Raw genomic sequence first — 17,654 nt, 5'->3', positions numbered from 1 at the left:
CTGGGGCGAAGCCTCACCCCAGGGGCCCTAAAATTCACAGCTGGAACCGTTTCGTGACTTGCGTGGTGAAGCTGTTGTAGCCGGGGGCGGCCACCATGTTGGCGGGCAGGGGCTGCGTTTTGGCTTCGGTGGGCAGGCCCAGGCTGCGGTCTTTGGCGGTGATTTGCAGCCGCTTGGCGTCGCCGGGGCTCAACTCGAACTCTACCACGAAGCCCTGGGGGCCGGGGGCGAAAAAGGTAAGCCCGTTGTAGCCAGTGCTGGACGCCAGCAGGGCAGGGGCTACCGCGTGGCCGGCTACCCGCAACCCGTTCAGCTTAAAAGTGGGCCAGACCAAATTCAGGCTCACCACGCCGGGCCGGGCGGGGCGCACTTGCAGGCGCAGGCGGCGGCCGGTGGGCAGGGTGGTATCGGCCAGCACCGTAACGGTGGGCGGGGCCAGCGCCAGCCGCGGGGCCCCCTGGTGCAGCACCGGCAGCGTCGTGCCGGGCAGCAACTCGGGCAAGGGCCCCATGGTGGGCGCGGAGAAAAACTGCTGCGTCCAGGCATCCGGCCCGGCCATGCTGCTGAGCCAGTAGGCCTGCCCGCGGTTGGCGTCGAGGGTGTAGAAGACGTGCGTTTGCTGCGGGTGTTCGGCCGTGGGGCGGCTGGTGGCGTGGCCCGCCGCCAGGGCCCCCAGGGCCACGGCGGCGGCTAGCAGCGGCAGGGCCCAGCGGGGCCCGGTGGCCTCGGTGCGGCCCAGGGCGGGCAGCAGCGCCGGCAGCAGCAGGCCCAGCAGCACCGCCAGGAAAAACATGCCCGCCGGCACCAGGGCCCCCAGGCCGGCCAATGTGAACAGCGCGCGCAGGTCGGGCGCCAGCAGCGCCACCGCCGGCACGGCCAGCAGCGCGCCCACGGGCCCCAGCGGCAGCGAATAAATTTCGCGCCGGCCCCGGGGCCCCACGAACGGGCGCGGCGTGGTCACCGTCTGCCAGAGCCAGCCCAGGGCCCCGCATGCAATGGGAATGCCCAGCAGGAAGCCCGACGTGGGCGCCTTCACTTGCAGAAAGGCTTGCAGCCCGGCCAGCACCAGCAGCACGCCGCCGGTCAGCGAATCGGGCCGCAGCCACCGGCGCAGGGCCCCGTAGTAGGCCGTGAACACGGCCGCACCCAGCGCCGCCAGCGCCAGGTGGTACCAGCCCACGTTGTAAAAGGCGTGGTCGTAGAACACCGCGTACTGCGGGTAGGCGGCTCCCACGGCGCGCGCCAGGTACCAGCCCGCGGCCAGCAGCAGCGCGGTGCCAACGAGCCAGGCCAGGGCCCCGCCCAGCAGGCCCGCCAGGCGCAGGCGGCCCCGCCCCCGGGCCTGCCCAATGGCCAGCAGCAGCAGCGCCCAGCCCGCGGCGCTCAGCGCCCAGTTCCAGCCGGCCCGGTACACCACCAGCCACGTGCCCAGCGGGTTGAAGAACGAGCTGTCGCCGGTGGGGGCGTGGGCCAGCGAAATGCTGGCAAAGTGCCGCACCAGGGGCAGCATGTAGTCGCCGTGGTGCTGGAGCGAGGCCAAATCGAGCCGCTCGGGCGTGTCGACGGGGCTGTGGTAGTAGGAGTAGCCGCCGGTGAAGGCGAAGTTCAGCCCCGGCAGGCCCGCGGCGCGGAAGGCCGTGAAGTCGGTGCCGTTGGGCAAGTAGCGGTAGATTTCGTAGGCCAGCGACGAGCCCAGCGGCGCGGGGGCAGCCTTGGCAAACTCTTCCAGCACCCACGTGTTGCCGCTGCTCAGCTCAAACAAGTTGCTGGGCCCCGCGTTGCCCCGCGCCTCAAAGTTCAGCACCACGCCCACCGCGCGCCGCAGCCGCACGGTGTCGGCGGCGTAGGCCCGGGCCCCCAGCAGGCCCATTTCCTCGCCGTCGGTGAATACCCACCGTACGTCGTGGGCCAGGGGCGGGCCAGCGTGCAGGGCGCGCAGGGTTTCGAGGGCAGCGGCCACGCCCGCGCCGTCGTCGCTGGCGCCGGGCGTGTGGGGCTGCGAGTCGTAGTGCGTGAGCACCAGCACGGCGGGGCCCCCGGGCGTGCGGCCGGGCAGGCGGGCCACCACGTTCTGCACCCGCGCCCCGGTGAGGGCCCCCGGGGCCCCGGCCACCACCACGGTCGTATCCTGCACGGTGGCGCTCAGGCCCAGGGCCCGGCAGCGGCGCAGCAGGTAGTTGCGCACCGCGGCGTTGGCCGGCGTGCCGATGCTGTGGGGCGCCCGGGCCACCACGGCCACCTCGCGCAGGGCCCGCTCGGCCGAAAACGCGGTGGCCGGGGCCCCGGCCGGCACCGGCTGCGGGGCCCGCGCCAGGTATATAGCCAGGGCGGCAAACAGCAGCAACCCGAGCAATGGCAGCCAGCGGCGTAGAAAATTGGGCATAAGCAAGGCGTTGTATTGGTTTAGGAAGGCGCGCCAAAGCAACGCACTGGCTTCCAGCAATCCAAAGCTGCCGGCCCGCTGCCGGCCGGGGCCCCCGCGCCCGGCTCGGCGGTGGGCCAAAATAGCAAGGTGGCAAGATGAAATTGGGAGCCGCCAAGATGGGGCCCAGCGGGGCACCGCCGCGACTAGGCCGTGCTTATCTTCCGGCCCTTATTCTATGCTATGCCCCCCGTGAACCGTCTATTTATCCTCCTGTTGTTGGGCGCGCTGCTGGGCTCGTGCACGCTATTCCACCCCTACCGGCTGCCCACGCCGCCCGTTTCAGCCGAAGTAAAGCAGCAGCGCAAAGCCGCCGCCCGCGCCCGCAAGCAAAGCGCCCGCGCCGCGGGCAAGCACAGCAAGAAAAAGGGCGACGACGCCGACGACGCGCCCGCTGCTTCCGGCGCCGCCCCCGCCGACAAGGCCGCCGACGCGCCCAAAGAGCCCGCCAAGGCCGGCAAGCTGCACTTCGACAAGAAAACCGGGCTCATGAAAAAGCCCAAGCTCAAGCGCCGCATCATGCACAAGCAGCCGCGCCCGCCGTTCAAGCCCTGGGAATCGTTCAAAAATCTCTTCCGCCGCAAAGCCAAACCCAATGCCAAGCCCCACGCCGCACCCGCCAAAGCCAATCCCGAATAAGCCCTTGCGCGCCCGCGCCTGGCTGCTGGGCCTGGCCTTCGGTGCCGCCGCTGCCGCCCCCGCGCACGCCCAAATCACGCCCCAAAACGCCCGCGACGTGGACGCCGCCCACCGCCGCGCCCAGCGCGAGGGCCGCCGCCTGCCCACGCCCTACAAAGACACCCACCTCGACATTCCGCGCACCCGCCTCGACCGCGGGGCCGGCGACCACCCTCGCCCCGCCGGGGCCGACGCCATGCAGTACCACAACGGGGCCCCCGTGAACCCGAAGAATAAAAAGACCTTCCTGGGCCTGGGCCGCAAGAAAAAGTAGCCGCCCGCCCGCCGGTGGGGCCGCTTGTGGGCCGGGGCCCCAACAAATGCGGGGGCGCGGCCGTTTTTAGGGCTGCCGACGGCACCATCCATCAGTCATTACTTACTATTCCATGTCCACTCCCTGGCTCCCCCTCACCGATGCGGCCCAACTGACGGCCATTGCCGACGAATCGCGCCAGCACCCCGTCCTCATCTTCAAGCACAGCACCACGTGCTCCATCAGCGCGGCGGCCAAGGCCAAAATTGAGCGCCAGTGGGCCGCCAGCGGCCTCGACGCCGTGCCCATCTACTACCTCGACCTGCTGCGCTTCCGCCCCCTCTCGGCCCAGATTGCTGAGCAGTTCGGCGTGCGCCACGAGTCGCCCCAGCTGTTGCTCATCCACAACGGCGCCGCCACGTTCGACGCCTCGCACATGGGCATCCGCCTCGACGCCGTGAAGGCCGCCGTGGCCAGCTAGCCTTAGCTGCGCTAACGACAAAAAGGTAGGGGCCCCCGGCGCGCATTGTGCCGGGGGCCCCTACTTTTTGTCGTTAGCACGAAATCCGTACCGTTAAAACAACACAAGCTGACCATCAGGCAGAGCGCTGCGAAGCATGACGGTCAGCTTCTTCCTATGCGAGCCTGGGGCCCTACAAGTCGTAGCTGAACGTGATTTGCTTGTCCACGTCGGGGTGCAGGCTCAGGGCCACGGGGCAGGTGCGGGCGGTGCGCTCCATCAGGGCGCGGTCGGCGGCGGCGAAAGCGGCGGGCAGGTGCAGGGCCACCTCGATGCGGGCAATGCGGCGCGGGGCCTCGGTGCTCATGTGCTTGGTGGTGGCGTAGGTGCTGCCGGCCAAGTCGAGCTGGTGGCGGTCGGCCACGATGCCCATCGTGGTGACGATGCACGAGGCCAGGGCCACGCACACTAAGTCGGTGGGCGAGAAGGCCTCGCCCTTGCCGTGGTTGTCGACGGGGGCGTCGGTTTGGATGACGGTGCCCGAGGCGACGTGGGTGGCTTCGGTGCGCAGGTGGCCGAGATAATGGGCGGTGGCGGTGGGCATTGCGTGTATCTTTACGAATGGAACGAGAGCGGGGCCCGGGGGCCCCGCAAAGGTAGCCCGCCCGCCGAACCCAACTGGCCGCGCGCGGGTTCTGGGGCCAGCTTCTTCTTATCTGTTTGCGTCTAACTCCGTTGCGTATGTTGTGTGCTCGCCGCTTGCTGCCTGGTTTGTTGCTGGCCGGGGCCCTGCCCCTGGCCGTTCGGGCCCAGGATTTTCCTGCACCGGCGCGCCCCGCGCCGGCCCGGTCCGCGCCGCGCCCGGCCGCCACGGAAGCCGCCCCCCGCCGCTCGGCCGCCGGGGCCCCGGTGGGGCTGCGCGAGCCCATGGCCGCGCCCTCCGATGAGCAGTCGTACCGCAAAGAGTTCGTGTACGGCATCAACTTCAACACCCAGGGCGGCCTCATCGGGGGCGTGTCCATCCGCTCGGCCCGGGTGCTCGACGACCGCTACCTGCGCTTCTGGAGCCTGGAGGGCGTGTCGCTGAAAAACCAGAAGGAGGAGCGCGTGAGCAACAACTCCACCGGCGGCAGCTACATCTACCACAAAACCAACTACGCGTTTGCCCTGCGGCCGTCGTTCGGGGTGCAGCGCATCCTGTTTCGCAAGGCCGCCGACGCCGGCGTGCAGGTGAACGCGCTGCTGAGCGCGGGGCCCTCCATCGGCATCCTAATGCCCTACTACATCAGCTACGACTACACGGCGGCCCAAACCGGCCGCTTCAACAGTAGCGACGACATCCGCGACGAGCAGTACGACCCCGCCATCCACGTGCAGGAGGGCGCCATTGTGGACCACGCGCCGTTTTTTAGCGGCATCGCCAAAACCCAGTTCGTGGCCGGGGCCCACCTGCGCGGGGCCCTCAGCTTCGAGTACGGGCGCTACCGCGACGCCGTGGCGGGCCTCGAAGCTGGCTTCCTGGTCGAAACCTACGCCAAGCGCCTGCTCATTCTCAGCCCCGGCACCCAGGGCGACGCCGCCCTTATCAACAACAAGTTTTTCCCGTCGGTGTACCTGACTTTGTACATCGGCCACCGCTCATAAATCAGTTAAAAGTTATGAGTTAAAAGTTATGATTTTAAACAGCTGTGTGGCTAAGCGAACGACTATCCTTGGTTGTTTTGGCCTCAGCAGTACTGCCTAAAACTCGCAACTTTTAATTTATAACTTTTAACTTTTAACTAGCCTTATGATTGACCTGCCCATCCTCAACCAGCCCGAAACGGCCGCCCCGGCCCGCCCCCGCAAGCCCGATTGGCTGCGCGTGAAGCTGCCCGTGGGCCCCGAGTACGCCGCCGTGCGCAAGCTCGTCGACGAGCACAAGCTGCACACCATCTGCGAGAGCGGCAACTGCCCCAACATGGGCGAGTGCTGGGGCGCGGGCACTGCCACGTTCATGATCCTGGGCAACATCTGCACCCGCTCGTGCTCTTTTTGCGCCGTGGCCACCGGCCGTCCCACCGAATTGGACCTCGACGAGCCCCGCCGCGTGGCCGAGGCCATTGCCCTGATGAAGGTGAAGCACGCCGTGCTCACCAGCGTGAACCGCGACGAGCTGAAGGACCGCGGCGCCGCCGTGTGGCGCGAAACCGTGGTGCTCACCAAGCAGCTCTCGCCCAGCACCACCATCGAAACCCTGATCCCCGACGTGAAAGCCAACTGGGGGGCCCTGGAAACCATGATTTCGGGCGGCCAGGAGGTGATTTCGCACAACATGGAAACCGTGGGTAGCCTCTACCGCCTGGTGCGCCCCCAGGGCCGCTACGACCGCAGCCTGGAGCAAATCCGCCGCACGAAGCTGGCCGGGCACCGCACCAAGTCGGGCATTATGCTGGGCCTGGGCGAGCAGCCCGACGAACTGTACCAGGCCATGGACGACCTCGTGGCCAACGGCCTCGACATCCTCACCCTCGGCCAGTACCTACAGCCCACCAAGCGCCACCTGGCCGTGGCCGAGTTCATCACCCCCGACCAGTTTGCCCACTACCGCGAGGAGGGCCTCCGCCGGGGCCTCAAGTACGTGGAAAGCGGCCCCCTGGTGCGCAGCTCCTACCACGCCGAGCGCCACGTAAACGTGCCGGTTTAACCGGGGGCCCTGAGCCGCCGGGGCTCTCCGCCAAACAAAACAGGGCCCCTTCCGTGATGGAAGGGGCCCTGTTTTGCTGGAAGCCGTGCCGCTTAGCGGCGGGGATTGCTCTCGTTCGGCGGGTAGGTGCCCAAGATGCTGGTGACGATGCGGGTGGCCTCGTCCTGCGAGATGTTGTTCTGGTCGAGAGCGGCCATGCCGGTGCCGCGCCAGGCCAGCTCCTTGCGGCGGGCGTCCACGATGTCGATGATGACGGTGCCGGCCTTGTACTGCGTGACCGGCGCGTAGCCGCGGCCGCCAAAGCCGCCGTACCCGTACCCGTAGCCGTAGGGGTAGCCCAGGCCGTTGTAGTAGGGCGATACCTGCTGCTGGTTTTCGACGCGGGCGCTGTAGGCGATGAACACGTCCGGGGCTTGGCCGGGGGCCACTTCGGTGAGGCCCTTATTGGCCAGGTCGGTGGCCACGGCCGCCCGGATGCGCTGGTCCACAAACGACTCGTAGCCCTTGGCGGGGCCGCCCTGGGTGTCGGCCTGCTGCTTGGGGTACCACGACCAGGTTTTGTAGGCGCGGAAGTTAACGGCGTGGTCGAAGTCGTTGGACACACCCACGCGCTGCGTAGTGCAGGCGGCGGTGCCCAGGAGCAGCGCCAAGCCCAGGGTGGCTAAAGCGGCCGGGCGGGCAAAAAAACGGGAATTGGGTTTCATAACAAGGGGAAGAAAAGTGGGGCGCCGGCTTCGCGGGCGGGGCGTTGCGGCCGGGTGGGCGCGCTTGGGGAACTAACGAAAAACAGGGCCCCCGCGTTCCGGCCGAAGGCGGCCTTCTCGACGGACGGGAGGAGCTAATCGCCTGCTGCCGGCTGCGCAACGACGGAATTGTAATGCGTAGTATGGCCCGGCCGCCGGGAGCCGCCGCGGCCGGGCTGGGGCCCCCAGCGGGGCTCCATAATAGCTTTAGCAGAATAATTATGATTTGACGGCCTTAATGGGCATAACGGAATGGATTAATCCTAAAATTATTCTATCTTTCCGACTTCGTAATCACCCTATTTTTCTAACCTTTATCTCCATGTCAAAAGTTTTATCCCTGTTATTAGTAGCTGCCGGGTTGGCCTCCTGCACCGCCGCGCGCGACGAGCGCCTGCGCACGGCCAACGCCAACCGCACCCCCCAGCCCCACACCACCATCGTGGACTGCCCCGTGTACGACGGCATGACCAAAACCTCGGCCGTGCTCGCGCAGTCGCCCACCGGCACCACGGTGCAAGTCACCGACACCGTCAACGCCTACTTCGTGAAGGTGCGCCTCGACCAAGGCGGCAAAACCACCACCGGCTACATGGACCGCCGCTGTTTCGGCGAGCGCGGCAGCAAGTAAGTTGTAGTGGCCGGTTTTTAGCTGTCAGTTACCCGGTCACCGGGGCCCCATTGGGGCCCCGGAGCCGAAAAAAGAAAGGGCCGCTTCCCATGGGAAGCGGCCCTTTCTATTGACAACCAACAACTAGAAACCGACCATTAGTAGGAGGGGCCCTTGTCGGCCTGCACCATTTCTTCTTCCTGGTCCACGTACTGCTCGATGGGCGTGCAGCTGCAAATCAGGTTGCGGTCGCCGTAGGCCGAGTCGATGCGGCTCACGCTGGGCCAAAACTTGTTGGCCCGCACGGACTCCATGGGGTACACGGCCTGCTCGCGCGAGTAGGGGCGCGTCCAGTCGTGCACGAGCACGGTGGCGGCGGTGTGCGGGGCGTGCTTGAGGACGTTGTCCTTGGCGTCGGCGCGGCCAGCTTCCACTTCGGCAATCTCCTTGCGGATGGCAATCATGGCGTCGCAGAAGCGGTCCAGCTCGGCCTTGCTCTCGCTCTCGGTGGGCTCCACCATCAGCGTGCCGGCCACCGGGAAGCTCACCGTGGGCGCGTGGAACCCGTAGTCCATCAGGCGCTTGGCGATGTCTTCCACCTCGATGCCGGCCTTTTTGAAGTGGCGGCATTCCAGGATCATCTCGTGGGCGCAGCGGCCGTGCGAGCCGGTGTACAGCACCGGGTAGTGGCCTTCGAGGCGGGCCTTGATGTAGTTGGCGTTCAGAATGGCCAGCTCCGTGGCGCGCTGCAAGCCGTCGCCGCCCATCATCGAAATGTAGGCGTAGCTGATGGGCAGAATGCTGGCCGAGCCCCACGGCGCCGCCGACACCGAGCCGCTGCTGCGGCCTTCGACTGGCACCACGGCGTGTCCGGGCAGGTAGGGGGCCAGGTCGGCCACCACGCCGATGGGGCCCACGCCGGGGCCCCCGCCGCCGTGCGGGATGCAGAAGGTTTTGTGCAGGTTCAGGTGGCACACGTCGGCGCCGATGATGGCGGGCGAGGTGAGGCCCACCTGGGCGTTCATGTTGGCGCCGTCCATGTACACGCGGCCGCCGTGCTGGTGAATCAGCGCGCAGATTTCGATGATGGTTTCCTCGTACACGCCGTGCGTGCTGGGGTAAGTCACCATCAGGCAGCTCAGCTTGTCGGCGTACTTATCGGCTTGGGCCTTGAGGTCGGCCACGTCGATGTTGCCGTCCTCGGTGCTCTTTACCACCACCACCTGCATGCCGGCCATTACGGCCGAGGCGGGGTTGGTGCCGTGGGCCGAGGCCGGAATTAGGGCCACCGTGCGGTGGTGGTCGCCGCGGGCCTCGTGGTAGCCGCGGATGGCCAGCAGGCCGGCGTACTCGCCCTGGGCCCCCGAGTTGGGCTGGAGGCTGACGGCGGCAAAGCCGGTGACCTCGCACAGCCAGGCTTGCAGGTCGCTGAAAATCTGGGCGTAGCCCTTGGCTTGCTCCACGGGCGCGAAGGGGTGCAGGCCCCCAATTTCGGCCCAGGTCACCGGAATCATTTCGGCGGTGGCGTTGAGCTTCATCGTGCACGAGCCCAGGGCAATCATGCTGTGGGCCAGGCTTAAGTCTTTGTTTTCGAGCTGCTTCATGTAGCGCAGCAGCTCGTGCTCGGCGTGGTGCGTGTTGAAGACCGGGTGCGTGAGGTACTCGCTGGTGCGGGCCAGGCCGGCGGGGGCCAGCAGCTCCACTTCTTCGAGCGGGGCGGGCTTGTCCGTCTCCTTGCCCAGCACTTTGCCGAACACGTCGAGGATGTCGGCCACGTCGTGCAGCTCGGTGTTTTGGTTGAGCGAAAGGCCCACCCGCACCTCGCCGAAGTAGCGGAAGTTGAGGCCCCGGGCCTCGGCTTCCTGGCGCACGGCCTGCTGCAGCTCGGCGCTTTCCAGGCGCAGGTTCAGCGTGTCGAAGTAGAATTCGTTGGTTTGCTCCACGCCCAGCGCGTGCAGGCCGGTGGCCAGGGTTTGGGCCAGGGCGTGGGTGTTGATGGCGAACTGCCGCAGGCGCTGGGGCCCGTGGTACACGGCGTACATGCCGGCCAGCACGCTCAGCAGCACCTGCGCGGTGCAGATGTTGGAAGTAGCTTTTTCGCGGCGGATGTGCTGCTCGCGGGTTTGCAGGGCCATGCGGTAGGCTTTGTTGCCGGCCGCGTCGATGCTCTGGCCAATCAGGCGGCCGGGGATGACGCGCTTGAACTGGTCTTTGCACGAGAAGAAGCCCGCGTGGGGCCCCCCGTAGCCCATCGGTACGCCGAAGCGCTGGGAGTTGCCCACGCACACGTCGGCGCCCAACTCGCCGGGCGACGTGAGCAGCGTGAGGGCCAGCAGGTCGGCCGCCATCACCACGAACACGTTTTCTTTTTGGGCCCCGGCGATGAAGTCTTTGTAGTCGAACACCTCGCCGTCGGCGGCTGGGTACTGCACCATGGCACCGAAGAAATCGGGGCCGCTGAGGTCGGCCTCGCGGTGGTCGCCCACCACCAGCTCGATGCCCACCGGCGTGGCGCGGGTGCGCAGCAGGTCAATCGTTTGGGGCAGCACCTGCTCCGAAACGAAGTATTTGTGGGCCCCTTTTTTCTTGGTTTGGCTGTGCAGCATGTGCATGGCCTCAGCGGCGGCGGTGCCCTCGTCGAGCAGGCTGGCGTTGGCAATTTCGAGGCCCGTGAGGTCAATCACCATCGTCTGGTAATTGATGAGGGCTTCGAGGCGGCCCTGGGCAATTTCGGCCTGGTAGGGCGTGTAGGCGGTGTACCAGCCCGGGTTTTCGAGGATGTTGCGCTGGATGACCGGCGGCAGCGTGGTGTCGTGGTAGCCCAGGCCGATGTAGCTCTTGAACACCTGGTTCTGGGAGGCAATCTGCTTGAACTTCGCCAAAAAAGCCCGCTCGCTGAGGGCGGCGGGCAAATCCAACGGGCGCGGCAGGCGGATGGCGGGCGGCACGGTTTCGTCGATGAGCTGGGCCACGCTCTCCACGCCGATGGTGCGGAGCATGGCGGCCTGGTCGGCGGCGCTGGGGGCGTTGTGGCGGGCTTCAAAAACGTCGGCGGGCTGGGGTTTCAGCGGCATCGGTAGGGGCATGAAGTGGGGGTGGCGGGGCGTAAAAGCCTACAACAAAGGTACGGCCGAAACGTCCCGGCCGGGGCCCAAATGGGTAGCTTTGTCCAGCTTTCCCACCCGCTCACTTCCCACCCGCCCATGCTCAAAATTGGTTTGCTCCGCGAAGGCAAAACGCCGCCCGACCGCCGCGTGCCCCTCACGCCCAAGAAATGCGCCGAGGCCCAGGCCACCTTTCCCGGCCTGCAAATCGTCGTGCAAAGCAGCCCGCTGCGCAGTTACGCCGACCAAGAATACCGCGACCTGGGCCTGGAAGTGCGCGACGATGTAGCCGATTGCGACGTGCTGCTGGGCGTAAAGGAAGTGGCCGTGGCCGCGCTGCTGCCGCACCAAACGTACCTGTTCTTTTCGCACACCATCAAGGAGCAGCCGGCCAACCAGCCGCTGCTACGCGCCGTGCTCGACCGGGGCATCACGCTCCTTGATTACGAGCTGATTACCAACGAGCGCGGCGAGCGGGTGGTGGCCTTTGGGCGCTACGCCGGCATTGTGGGGGCCTACAACGGGCTGCTGACCTACGGCCGCAAGCACGGCCTGTTTGCCCTCAAGCCCGCCCACGAATGCGTGGACATGGACGACATGCAGGAGGAATACTTCAAAGTGAAGGCGCTGCCGCCCATCAAAATCGCCGTGACCGGTACTGGCCGCGTGGCCCAGGGGGCCCTGGAGGTGCTCGACCGCGTGGGCATCCGGCGGGTGAGCGTGTACGACTACCTCTACCACGATTTCCGCGAGCCGGTGTACGCCCAGCTGGGTTCGGGCGACTACAACCGCCGCCGCGACGGCCGCGTGTGGGATACGCCCGATTTCCACCAGCGCCCGGAGGCGTATGAATCCACGTTCGGGCTGTTCGCGCCCGTTACGGACTTGCTGATTGCCTGCGCGTTCTGGCACCCGGCGGCCCCGCGCCTCTTCGAGCTGGCAGACACTGGAGGCCCCAATTTCCGCATCAACACCATCGCCGACGTGACGTGCGACGTGAACGGCTCCATCCCCGTCACGCAGCGCAGCACCACCATCCCGGCGCCCGCCTTCGATTACGACCCGGCCACCGGGTCCCTAGCGCCGCCCTACTCGGGGGCCCACCACCTCACGGTGATGGCCGTGGACAACCTGCCCTGCGAGCTGCCCCGCAACGCCAGCCGCGACTTCGGCCGCCAGCTGCTCGACCACGTGTTTCCCCAGTTTTTCAACGGCGACGCCGGCGGCGTGCTGGCCCGCGCTACCATCGCGAAGGACGGGGAACTGACGGAGCGGTTTGGGTACTTGGCGGGGTATGCGGCGGGCGCCACGCGGCCCTAGGGCCCCTAGCGGACCTTATATAAACGGGCGCCGAACAGAAAGATGAAGGCGTAGCAGATGATGGGCAGGTAGTAGGCGGCGGCGATGTCGTGGTTGGCGATTTTGCCCATGAGGTAGGGGAAGAAGGCGCCGCCGGCCACGGCCATCACCAGCACCGACGAGGCCTGGGGCGTTTGGGGCCCCAGGTTTTTGATGCCCAGGCTGAAGATGGTGGGGAACATGATGCTGAAAAAGAAGTTGATCAGCAGCAGGCAGATGAACGACGGCCAGCCCCAGCTTTGGGCCACCACCAGGCACATCACCACGTTGGCCAGTGCGAAGGTGGCCAGTAGTTTGGCTGGGGCGATGAAGCGCATGAGGAAGGTGCCCACGAAACGGCCGGTCATCATCAGCCCCATGAACAGGGCGAAGTACCGGCCAGCCACCGCGTCGGAAAAGTGCATTTTTTCGACCCCGTAGTTGATGAAGTAGGCCCACGTGCCGCCCTGCGCCGCCACGTTGAGGAACTGCGCCACCCAGGCCCACACGAAGTGGCGGTGCTGCAGCAGGCCCTTGGGCGTGGGCGCCACCTCGGCCGTGCCAGAGTAGAAGCCGGCCTCGGCTTCGGCGTGGGTGTCGGCGGCGTGCGCGTCGGCCAAGGGCGGCACTTTCACGAAGAAAAACGCCACGGCGATGCCCAGGATGACGCTGCCGATGACCGTGTACATAGTTTTCACCGACGATAAGTCGCCGCTGGCGTGCGCCGCGCTGCCGCCCAAAATGAAGTAGCTGCCCAGCAGGGGCCCCACCATGGCCCCCAGGCCGTTGAAGGATTGGGCGAAGTTCAGGCGCTGGTCGCTGGTGCGCTGATCGCCGAGCACGGCCATGAATGGGTGCGCTACGGCCTCAAGCGTGGCCAGCCCGCAGGCCAGCACGAACAGGGCCCCCCGGAAAAAGCCAAACGAGCCGGCGTTGGCGGCCGGCACGAACAGGAACGCGCCCACCGCATACAGCCCCAGCCCGAGCAGCACGCCGTTCTTGTAGCCAAACCGCTTCATGAACAAGCCCGCCGGGATGCCCATCACCGCGTAGGCCCCAAAAATGGAGAACTGCACCAGCCCTGAGTTGGCTTTGCTCACGTGCAACACGTTCTGAAAGTGCTTGTTGAGCACGTCGCCCATCGTGATGGCAATGGCCCAGAGCATGAACAGCGACGTGACGAAAATCAGCGTCGGCACGTATTTCCTCTCGGTGAAAGAAACGGCTTGGGGCGTGGTGATGGCCGGGGCGGCTGGTTGCATAAAGGAAGGTGAATCGGGGTTGGGTATCTGGGGCCCTAAGTTGTAGCGTGAACGCTGCGAGTCCGCGTCGCTCGCTTCGTCCTGCCGATTATAGGGCAGCGACCGGGCAGCGACGCGGACTCGCAGAGTCCACGCTACAAGCTTATTCTACCGGGCGGGTGGCGACGGCGATTTTCGAGTCGGCGGTGCCATAATACAGGAACCAGTTGGATTTGTAGCGTGCCAGGCCTTCGAGGAAAACCACTTGGTTGACTTGGCCGGTCTTCTCGTAGGGCTTGTCGGGGCGCATGAAGAAGGTATCGGTGCGCTGGAGCAGCTTGGTGGGGTCGTTCTTGTCGAATAGGGCCTGGGCGGCGGTGTAGGTGCCCTCGGGCAGCGACTTGTCGCCGATGGCGGGCACGTTGCGGCTGTTGTAAATCAGGCGGATGCCCTGGTCGGTGAGCATGGCCGGGGGCCCCGATTCCACCAGGTCGCTGTCGAACTTGCCGGCGCGGGTGGGCAGCACCACCTTCAGGTTGGGCAGGGTGAGGGCCTGGGCGCGCAGCGGCACGGGCGGCTTCTCGCCGGGCGCCATCTCCAGCGGCGTCCAGTGAATCAGATCGTCGGACGTGGCCAGCCAGATTTGGGCGTCGCCCCAATACATCCAGTACTTGCCCTTGATTTTGGTGGCCACAATACGCCCGTCGGGCTCGTAGGTGGACACGATGGAGCCCGATTTGCTCCACTTATCCAGGTACTTGCCGCCGCCGGCCTGGGCGAAGGCGTTGCCGTATTTCGTCCAGTGCCGCAGGTCGGGCGAGGAGGCCACGTGCAGGCGGGCCAGCTTGCCGTCGTAGGCCGTGTAGGTCATGTAGTAGGTGCCCTTGGCGTCTTCCACCACGCGCGGGTCCTCGGTGCCGCCGGTTTCGTACTGCTTGTAGGCGTCGTTGGCGGGGTAGAGCACCGGCGCTGGCTCGCGCTTGAAGTGGACGCCGTCGGTGCTGCTGGCCAGGCCCACGCGCGAAGCCTTGCCGAAGGTAGTAATCTTGTTCTCAGCCCGGTACAGCATGTAAATCTTGCCGTCGCGCACCACCACGGCGGGGTTGAACACGTCCTTTTCTTCCCACAGCACGGTGCGCTTCAGGATGGGGTCGGTGAACTTGCCCACCGCGCTGGGGCCCATGATGGGGTTGGCGCTGTCCACTTTCGTGAAGTTCAGCAGGGCCCAGCTGTCGTTGCCAGCGGCGGCGGTATCGGTTGGGGCCCCGGCGCCGGGCGTGGTGGCCACCGCGGCGGTGTTGGGCGAGCTGTTGCAGCCGGCCAGCAGGGCCAGGGCGGCAACACTGGCGAGAAAAGGAGCGTGGGAAGGGGAGATGCGCATGCGGGGAAGTGATGAATGTTAAGGTATTTCGGCACTGTACCGCCAAGCTGCGCTTGGCCTTGCTTTAGGGGCCCCAGGGCAGCATGCGCAAGGCCAAGCGCAACTTGGCGGCACACAGTTACAGCGATTTTTCGATGGTGAAAATGGACTGCACTTCGGCGTCGGTCAGGGCGCGGTTGTAGAAGCGGATGTCGTCCATTTGGCCCTTGAAATAAGCCGGGCCGTAGTACTGAAAGTAGGTGGCTACTTGGCCGCCGGTGGGTACGCTGTTGTAGATGTCTTTGGGCAGCTGCTGGCCGATGCTCAGCGGCACGGCTTGCGGGGCGGTTTTCAGGGGGCCCTTTACGTCGGTCCAGGTTTTCACCAGGGCCCCATTGATGTAGAATTTCATGTTGCCGTCGGCGTAAGACACGGTTACGTGCGTCCAGACGTTCACGGGCACGATGCCGGAGTCGGCGTCTTTGTCGGCGGTGCCCGCCGTGGTGGAGATGGTGAGGAAAGGCTTGCCGGCGCCCTGCAACTGGAATTTGTAGCTCTGCCAGCGGTTCAGCGAGACCAGGTAGTTCGCATCGTTGCCATCAAAGCGCTTGCACCACAGGCTGATGGTGAGCGCCTGCGGGTTGAGCGCGGCCTGGTAGGGCACCTCGATGTAGGCGCCGTTATTGAATTCGTAGGCCTGGCCCGCTTGGCCAAACCGGTCGGCCACCAGCACGGGCAGCGTGTTGCCGTCGCCGGGCGCCGTGCCGGGGCCCGTGGGGCCCGACTTTAGCACGCCGTTGTTGGCGTTGGCGGTGGCGTCGTTGGCGTTGCCACTGAACTTCCACTGCGCCACCAGGTTGGCCACCGATACCTCCTGCACCAGGGCCGACTTAAATGCCGCCACGGCGCGCCGCAGGTTGGCAACGGTTGCATTTACGGCGGCCTGGTTGTAGCTGGCGTCGTTCTTGGTGACGGTGGACAGGTCGAGGGCCGTTTTAAGGGAGGCCTTGGCGCCCGGCGCGTAGTTGCCGGGCTTGTTGCCCTCCGTGGCGGCGCTGTAGCCGGTGGTCACAGAATCAATCAGGGCCGAGAGCCGGGCCTTGTCCACGTTGCCCGCGGGGGCGTTGTTGTCGTCCTCTTTAGAGCACGACGAGGCAAGGGTTAGGGCCCCGAACAGCAGCCCGGACAGCGCGGATAAATAAAATCTAGAGCTTTGCATAACCTAGCGAAAAGTTGGGTGGGAGGGAGTGGCGGCTACAGGCCTTTGTTGGTGTCCCGCTCGCTCTGCGGGATGGGGTAAAAGCGGTTGCGGGCGTAGTTGAAGTTTGGCCGGTCGGCCAGGGCCTGCTGGGCGTAAGCCTGCCCGTAGCGCGTGATGTCGAAAAACCGCTGGAACTCCAACGCCAGCTCGGCGCGCCGCTCGCGCCGGATGGCGTCGCGCAGCTGGCTTTGGTCGGTCACGGTCACGTCGGGCAGCAGGCCGGTGGGCACGGTGCCCGCGTTGGGCAGCGTAGTGTCGTAGATATAGCTCTCGCGGGCGCGCTTGCGCACCTGGTTGAGGGCCTTGAGGGCGTTGGCGCTATTGCCGGCTTCGTTCGAGGCCTCAGCGTCCATCAGCAGCACGTCGGCGTAGCGGATGGCCTGGTAGTTGAGGTTGCCGTCGCCCTTGGTGGTGGTCGGAATCTCCGTCAGCGGCTGCAAGTGCTTCTTCGACACGTAGCCCGTGCTGCTCCAGCTGGGGTCAAACGGCACGCCAAAAAACGACTGCCCGCTGCGGCCCACCGTGTAATCGAGCCGCGGGTCCACGACGCCGGCCGAGGTGCGCTCGTAGTTGTTCACCAAGCTCTGCGTGGGGTAGAAGAAGCCGTAGCCGTTCTGCGGGCGCGGGGCAAACCACTGGTTCAGGTTGTTGCCCTGGTTAGGGCTGAGGCCGGACGTGTGCTGCACCGAGAAGATGGCCTCCGCGTTGTTCTTGGTGGCGGCCCGGAAGTTGTTGGCGAACACCGGCAGCAGGCTGTAGGTCCCCGAGGCTTCCACGGCCTGGGCGGTGGTGGCGGCCAGGGCCCACTTTTGCTCGAAGAGGTAGGTTTTGGCCAGCAGCGCCATGGCGGCGCCCTTGGTGGCGCGGCCCACGTCGGCACCGGTCCAGGTGGCGGGCAGGGCGGCCATCGCGGCCTGGCAGTCGGCCTCCACCTGGGCGTAAATCTGGGCCTGGGGCAGGGCCGGGCTCTGCAATTCCTCGGGCGTTTCCACCTTCAGGCGCAGCGGCACGTTGCCGTAAATCGCCGCCAGCTGGAAGTAGTAGTAGGCCCGCAGAAACTGCGCTTGCCCCACCGCCTGCTGCCGCACCGAGGCGGTGATGCTGGTGTTGCCGTCGGGCAGGCCGTCGAGCACCACGTTGCACTTGAACACGCCGTCGTAGTAGCGCCGCCACTGGGCCTCCACGGCCGCGTTGATGGGCGTGATGTTGAAGATGTCGATGTTCTCGAAGTCGGCCTGGTCGCCGGGGTTGCTGCCCTTCACGGCGTCGTCGGAGGCCACGTCGCCGAGCACCCACAGCGCGTTCGACGAGGCGTCGCGGAACGAGAGGGGCACGTAGGCCGCGTTCACGGCCAGGATGGCGTTGGTGTCGGAGGTGAAGAACTGGCCGGCTTCGTACTGCCCCAGCACGGGCTGGTCGAGGAAGGTTTTGCAGCCGCCGGTGCCAAATAATAGGGCCCCCAACAGGAGGGCGGTGGGTTGGATTTTCATGATAGTCA

At 66.2% G+C, this 17,654-nt stretch carries 15 protein-coding genes; 7 read left to right on the top strand and 8 right to left on the bottom strand.

The genetic code is table 11. The features are described 5' to 3' along the window. Positions 1-34: 34 nt before the first annotated feature. Entirely contained in the window at positions 35-2,383 is a 2,349-nt protein-coding gene (locus EAH73_RS13440) for a M20/M25/M40 family metallo-hydrolase (protein ID WP_140467360.1), read from the bottom strand. A gap of 231 nt (positions 2,384-2,614) precedes the next feature. On the opposite strand from EAH73_RS13440, the gene EAH73_RS13435 reads away from it, so the two are divergent. The 3 genes from EAH73_RS13435 to ytxJ all read left to right on the top strand — a co-directional run bounded on the left by EAH73_RS13435 (position 2,615) and on the right by ytxJ (position 3,834). Further along, positions 2,615-3,061, top strand: coding sequence for a hypothetical protein (locus tag EAH73_RS13435; RefSeq protein WP_140467358.1), 447 nt, complete (start codon positions 2,615-2,617; stop codon positions 3,059-3,061). A gap of 4 nt (positions 3,062-3,065) precedes the next feature. After that, positions 3,066-3,374 (top strand): hypothetical protein, encoded by a 309-nt coding sequence (locus EAH73_RS13430; protein WP_140467356.1) that lies wholly within the window; start codon positions 3,066-3,068, stop codon positions 3,372-3,374. Positions 3,375-3,486: 112 nt separating this feature from the next. After that, a complete protein-coding gene (gene ytxJ, locus EAH73_RS13425) occupies positions 3,487-3,834 on the top strand; it encodes a bacillithiol system redox-active protein YtxJ (protein WP_140467354.1) in 348 nt (115 codons plus the stop codon). Between the two features lie 172 nt (positions 3,835-4,006). On the opposite strand, the gene EAH73_RS13420 is transcribed toward ytxJ, so the two are convergent. Next, positions 4,007-4,417: an OsmC family protein gene (locus EAH73_RS13420; RefSeq protein ID WP_140467352.1), complete on the bottom strand. Its 411-nt coding sequence runs from the start codon at positions 4,415-4,417 to the stop codon at positions 4,007-4,009. 137 nt (positions 4,418-4,554) lie between these two features. On the opposite strand from EAH73_RS13420, the gene EAH73_RS13415 reads away from it, so the two are divergent. Together EAH73_RS13415 and lipA are read left to right on the top strand one after the other, a co-directional pair. Then, positions 4,555-5,457, top strand: a complete 903-nt coding sequence (locus EAH73_RS13415) for a hypothetical protein (RefSeq protein ID WP_140467350.1) — start codon at positions 4,555-4,557, stop codon at positions 5,455-5,457. Between the two features lie 145 nt (positions 5,458-5,602). Next, positions 5,603-6,499 carry a lipoyl synthase gene (lipA, locus tag EAH73_RS13410; protein WP_140467348.1) on the top strand — a complete coding sequence of 299 codons (897 nt, stop codon included), beginning with the start codon at positions 5,603-5,605 and terminating at the stop codon, positions 6,497-6,499. A 92-nt stretch (positions 6,500-6,591) separates the two neighbouring features. Here the strand turns inward: lipA and EAH73_RS13405 are convergent, their stop codons facing one another. Continuing rightward, a complete protein-coding gene (locus EAH73_RS13405) occupies positions 6,592-7,203 on the bottom strand; it encodes a DUF4136 domain-containing protein (protein ID WP_140467346.1) in 612 nt (203 codons plus the stop codon). 361 nt (positions 7,204-7,564) lie between these two features. Between EAH73_RS13405 and EAH73_RS13400 the strand changes: the two genes are divergently transcribed. After that, on the top strand, positions 7,565-7,873 hold the full coding sequence (locus tag EAH73_RS13400) for an SH3 domain-containing protein (protein ID WP_140467344.1): 309 nt from the start codon (positions 7,565-7,567) through the stop codon (positions 7,871-7,873). Positions 7,874-8,010: 137 nt separating this feature from the next. On the opposite strand, the gene gcvP is transcribed toward EAH73_RS13400, so the two are convergent. Continuing rightward, entirely contained in the window at positions 8,011-10,926 is a 2,916-nt protein-coding gene (gene gcvP / locus EAH73_RS13395; protein WP_140467342.1) for an aminomethyl-transferring glycine dehydrogenase, read from the bottom strand. Positions 10,927-11,055: 129 nt separating this feature from the next. Here gcvP and EAH73_RS13390 point away from each other — a divergent pair, with 129 nt between their 5' ends. Beyond that, positions 11,056-12,276: an NAD(P)-dependent oxidoreductase gene (locus EAH73_RS13390; protein ID WP_140467340.1), complete on the top strand. Its 1,221-nt coding sequence runs from the start codon at positions 11,056-11,058 to the stop codon at positions 12,274-12,276. Between the two features lie 5 nt (positions 12,277-12,281). On the opposite strand, the gene fucP is transcribed toward EAH73_RS13390, so the two are convergent. From fucP to EAH73_RS13370, 4 genes are all read right to left on the bottom strand, one after another. Further along, complete coding sequence (gene fucP / locus EAH73_RS13385) at positions 12,282-13,556, bottom strand: L-fucose:H+ symporter permease (RefSeq protein ID WP_140467338.1); 1,275 nt, start codon at positions 13,554-13,556, stop codon at positions 12,282-12,284. 142 nt (positions 13,557-13,698) lie between these two features. Next, a complete protein-coding gene (locus EAH73_RS13380; protein ID WP_240047243.1) occupies positions 13,699-14,916 on the bottom strand; it encodes a glycoside hydrolase family 130 protein in 1,218 nt (405 codons plus the stop codon). Between the two features lie 118 nt (positions 14,917-15,034). Then, entirely contained in the window at positions 15,035-16,114 is a 1,080-nt protein-coding gene (locus tag EAH73_RS13375) for a LamG domain-containing protein (protein ID WP_140467336.1), read from the bottom strand. Positions 16,115-16,149: 35 nt separating this feature from the next. Next, positions 16,150-17,646 carry a RagB/SusD family nutrient uptake outer membrane protein gene (locus EAH73_RS13370; protein WP_140467334.1) on the bottom strand — a complete coding sequence of 499 codons (1,497 nt, stop codon included), beginning with the start codon at positions 17,644-17,646 and terminating at the stop codon, positions 16,150-16,152. Positions 17,647-17,654: the final 8 nt, after the last annotated feature.

This window comes from Hymenobacter nivis (assembly GCF_006439025.1).
GTDB classification, from domain to species: domain Bacteria; phylum Bacteroidota; class Bacteroidia; order Cytophagales; family Hymenobacteraceae; genus Hymenobacter; species Hymenobacter nivis_A.
Note: the sequence above shows the minus strand (reverse complement) of the source record. Positions and strands in the feature narration are given on the sequence as shown.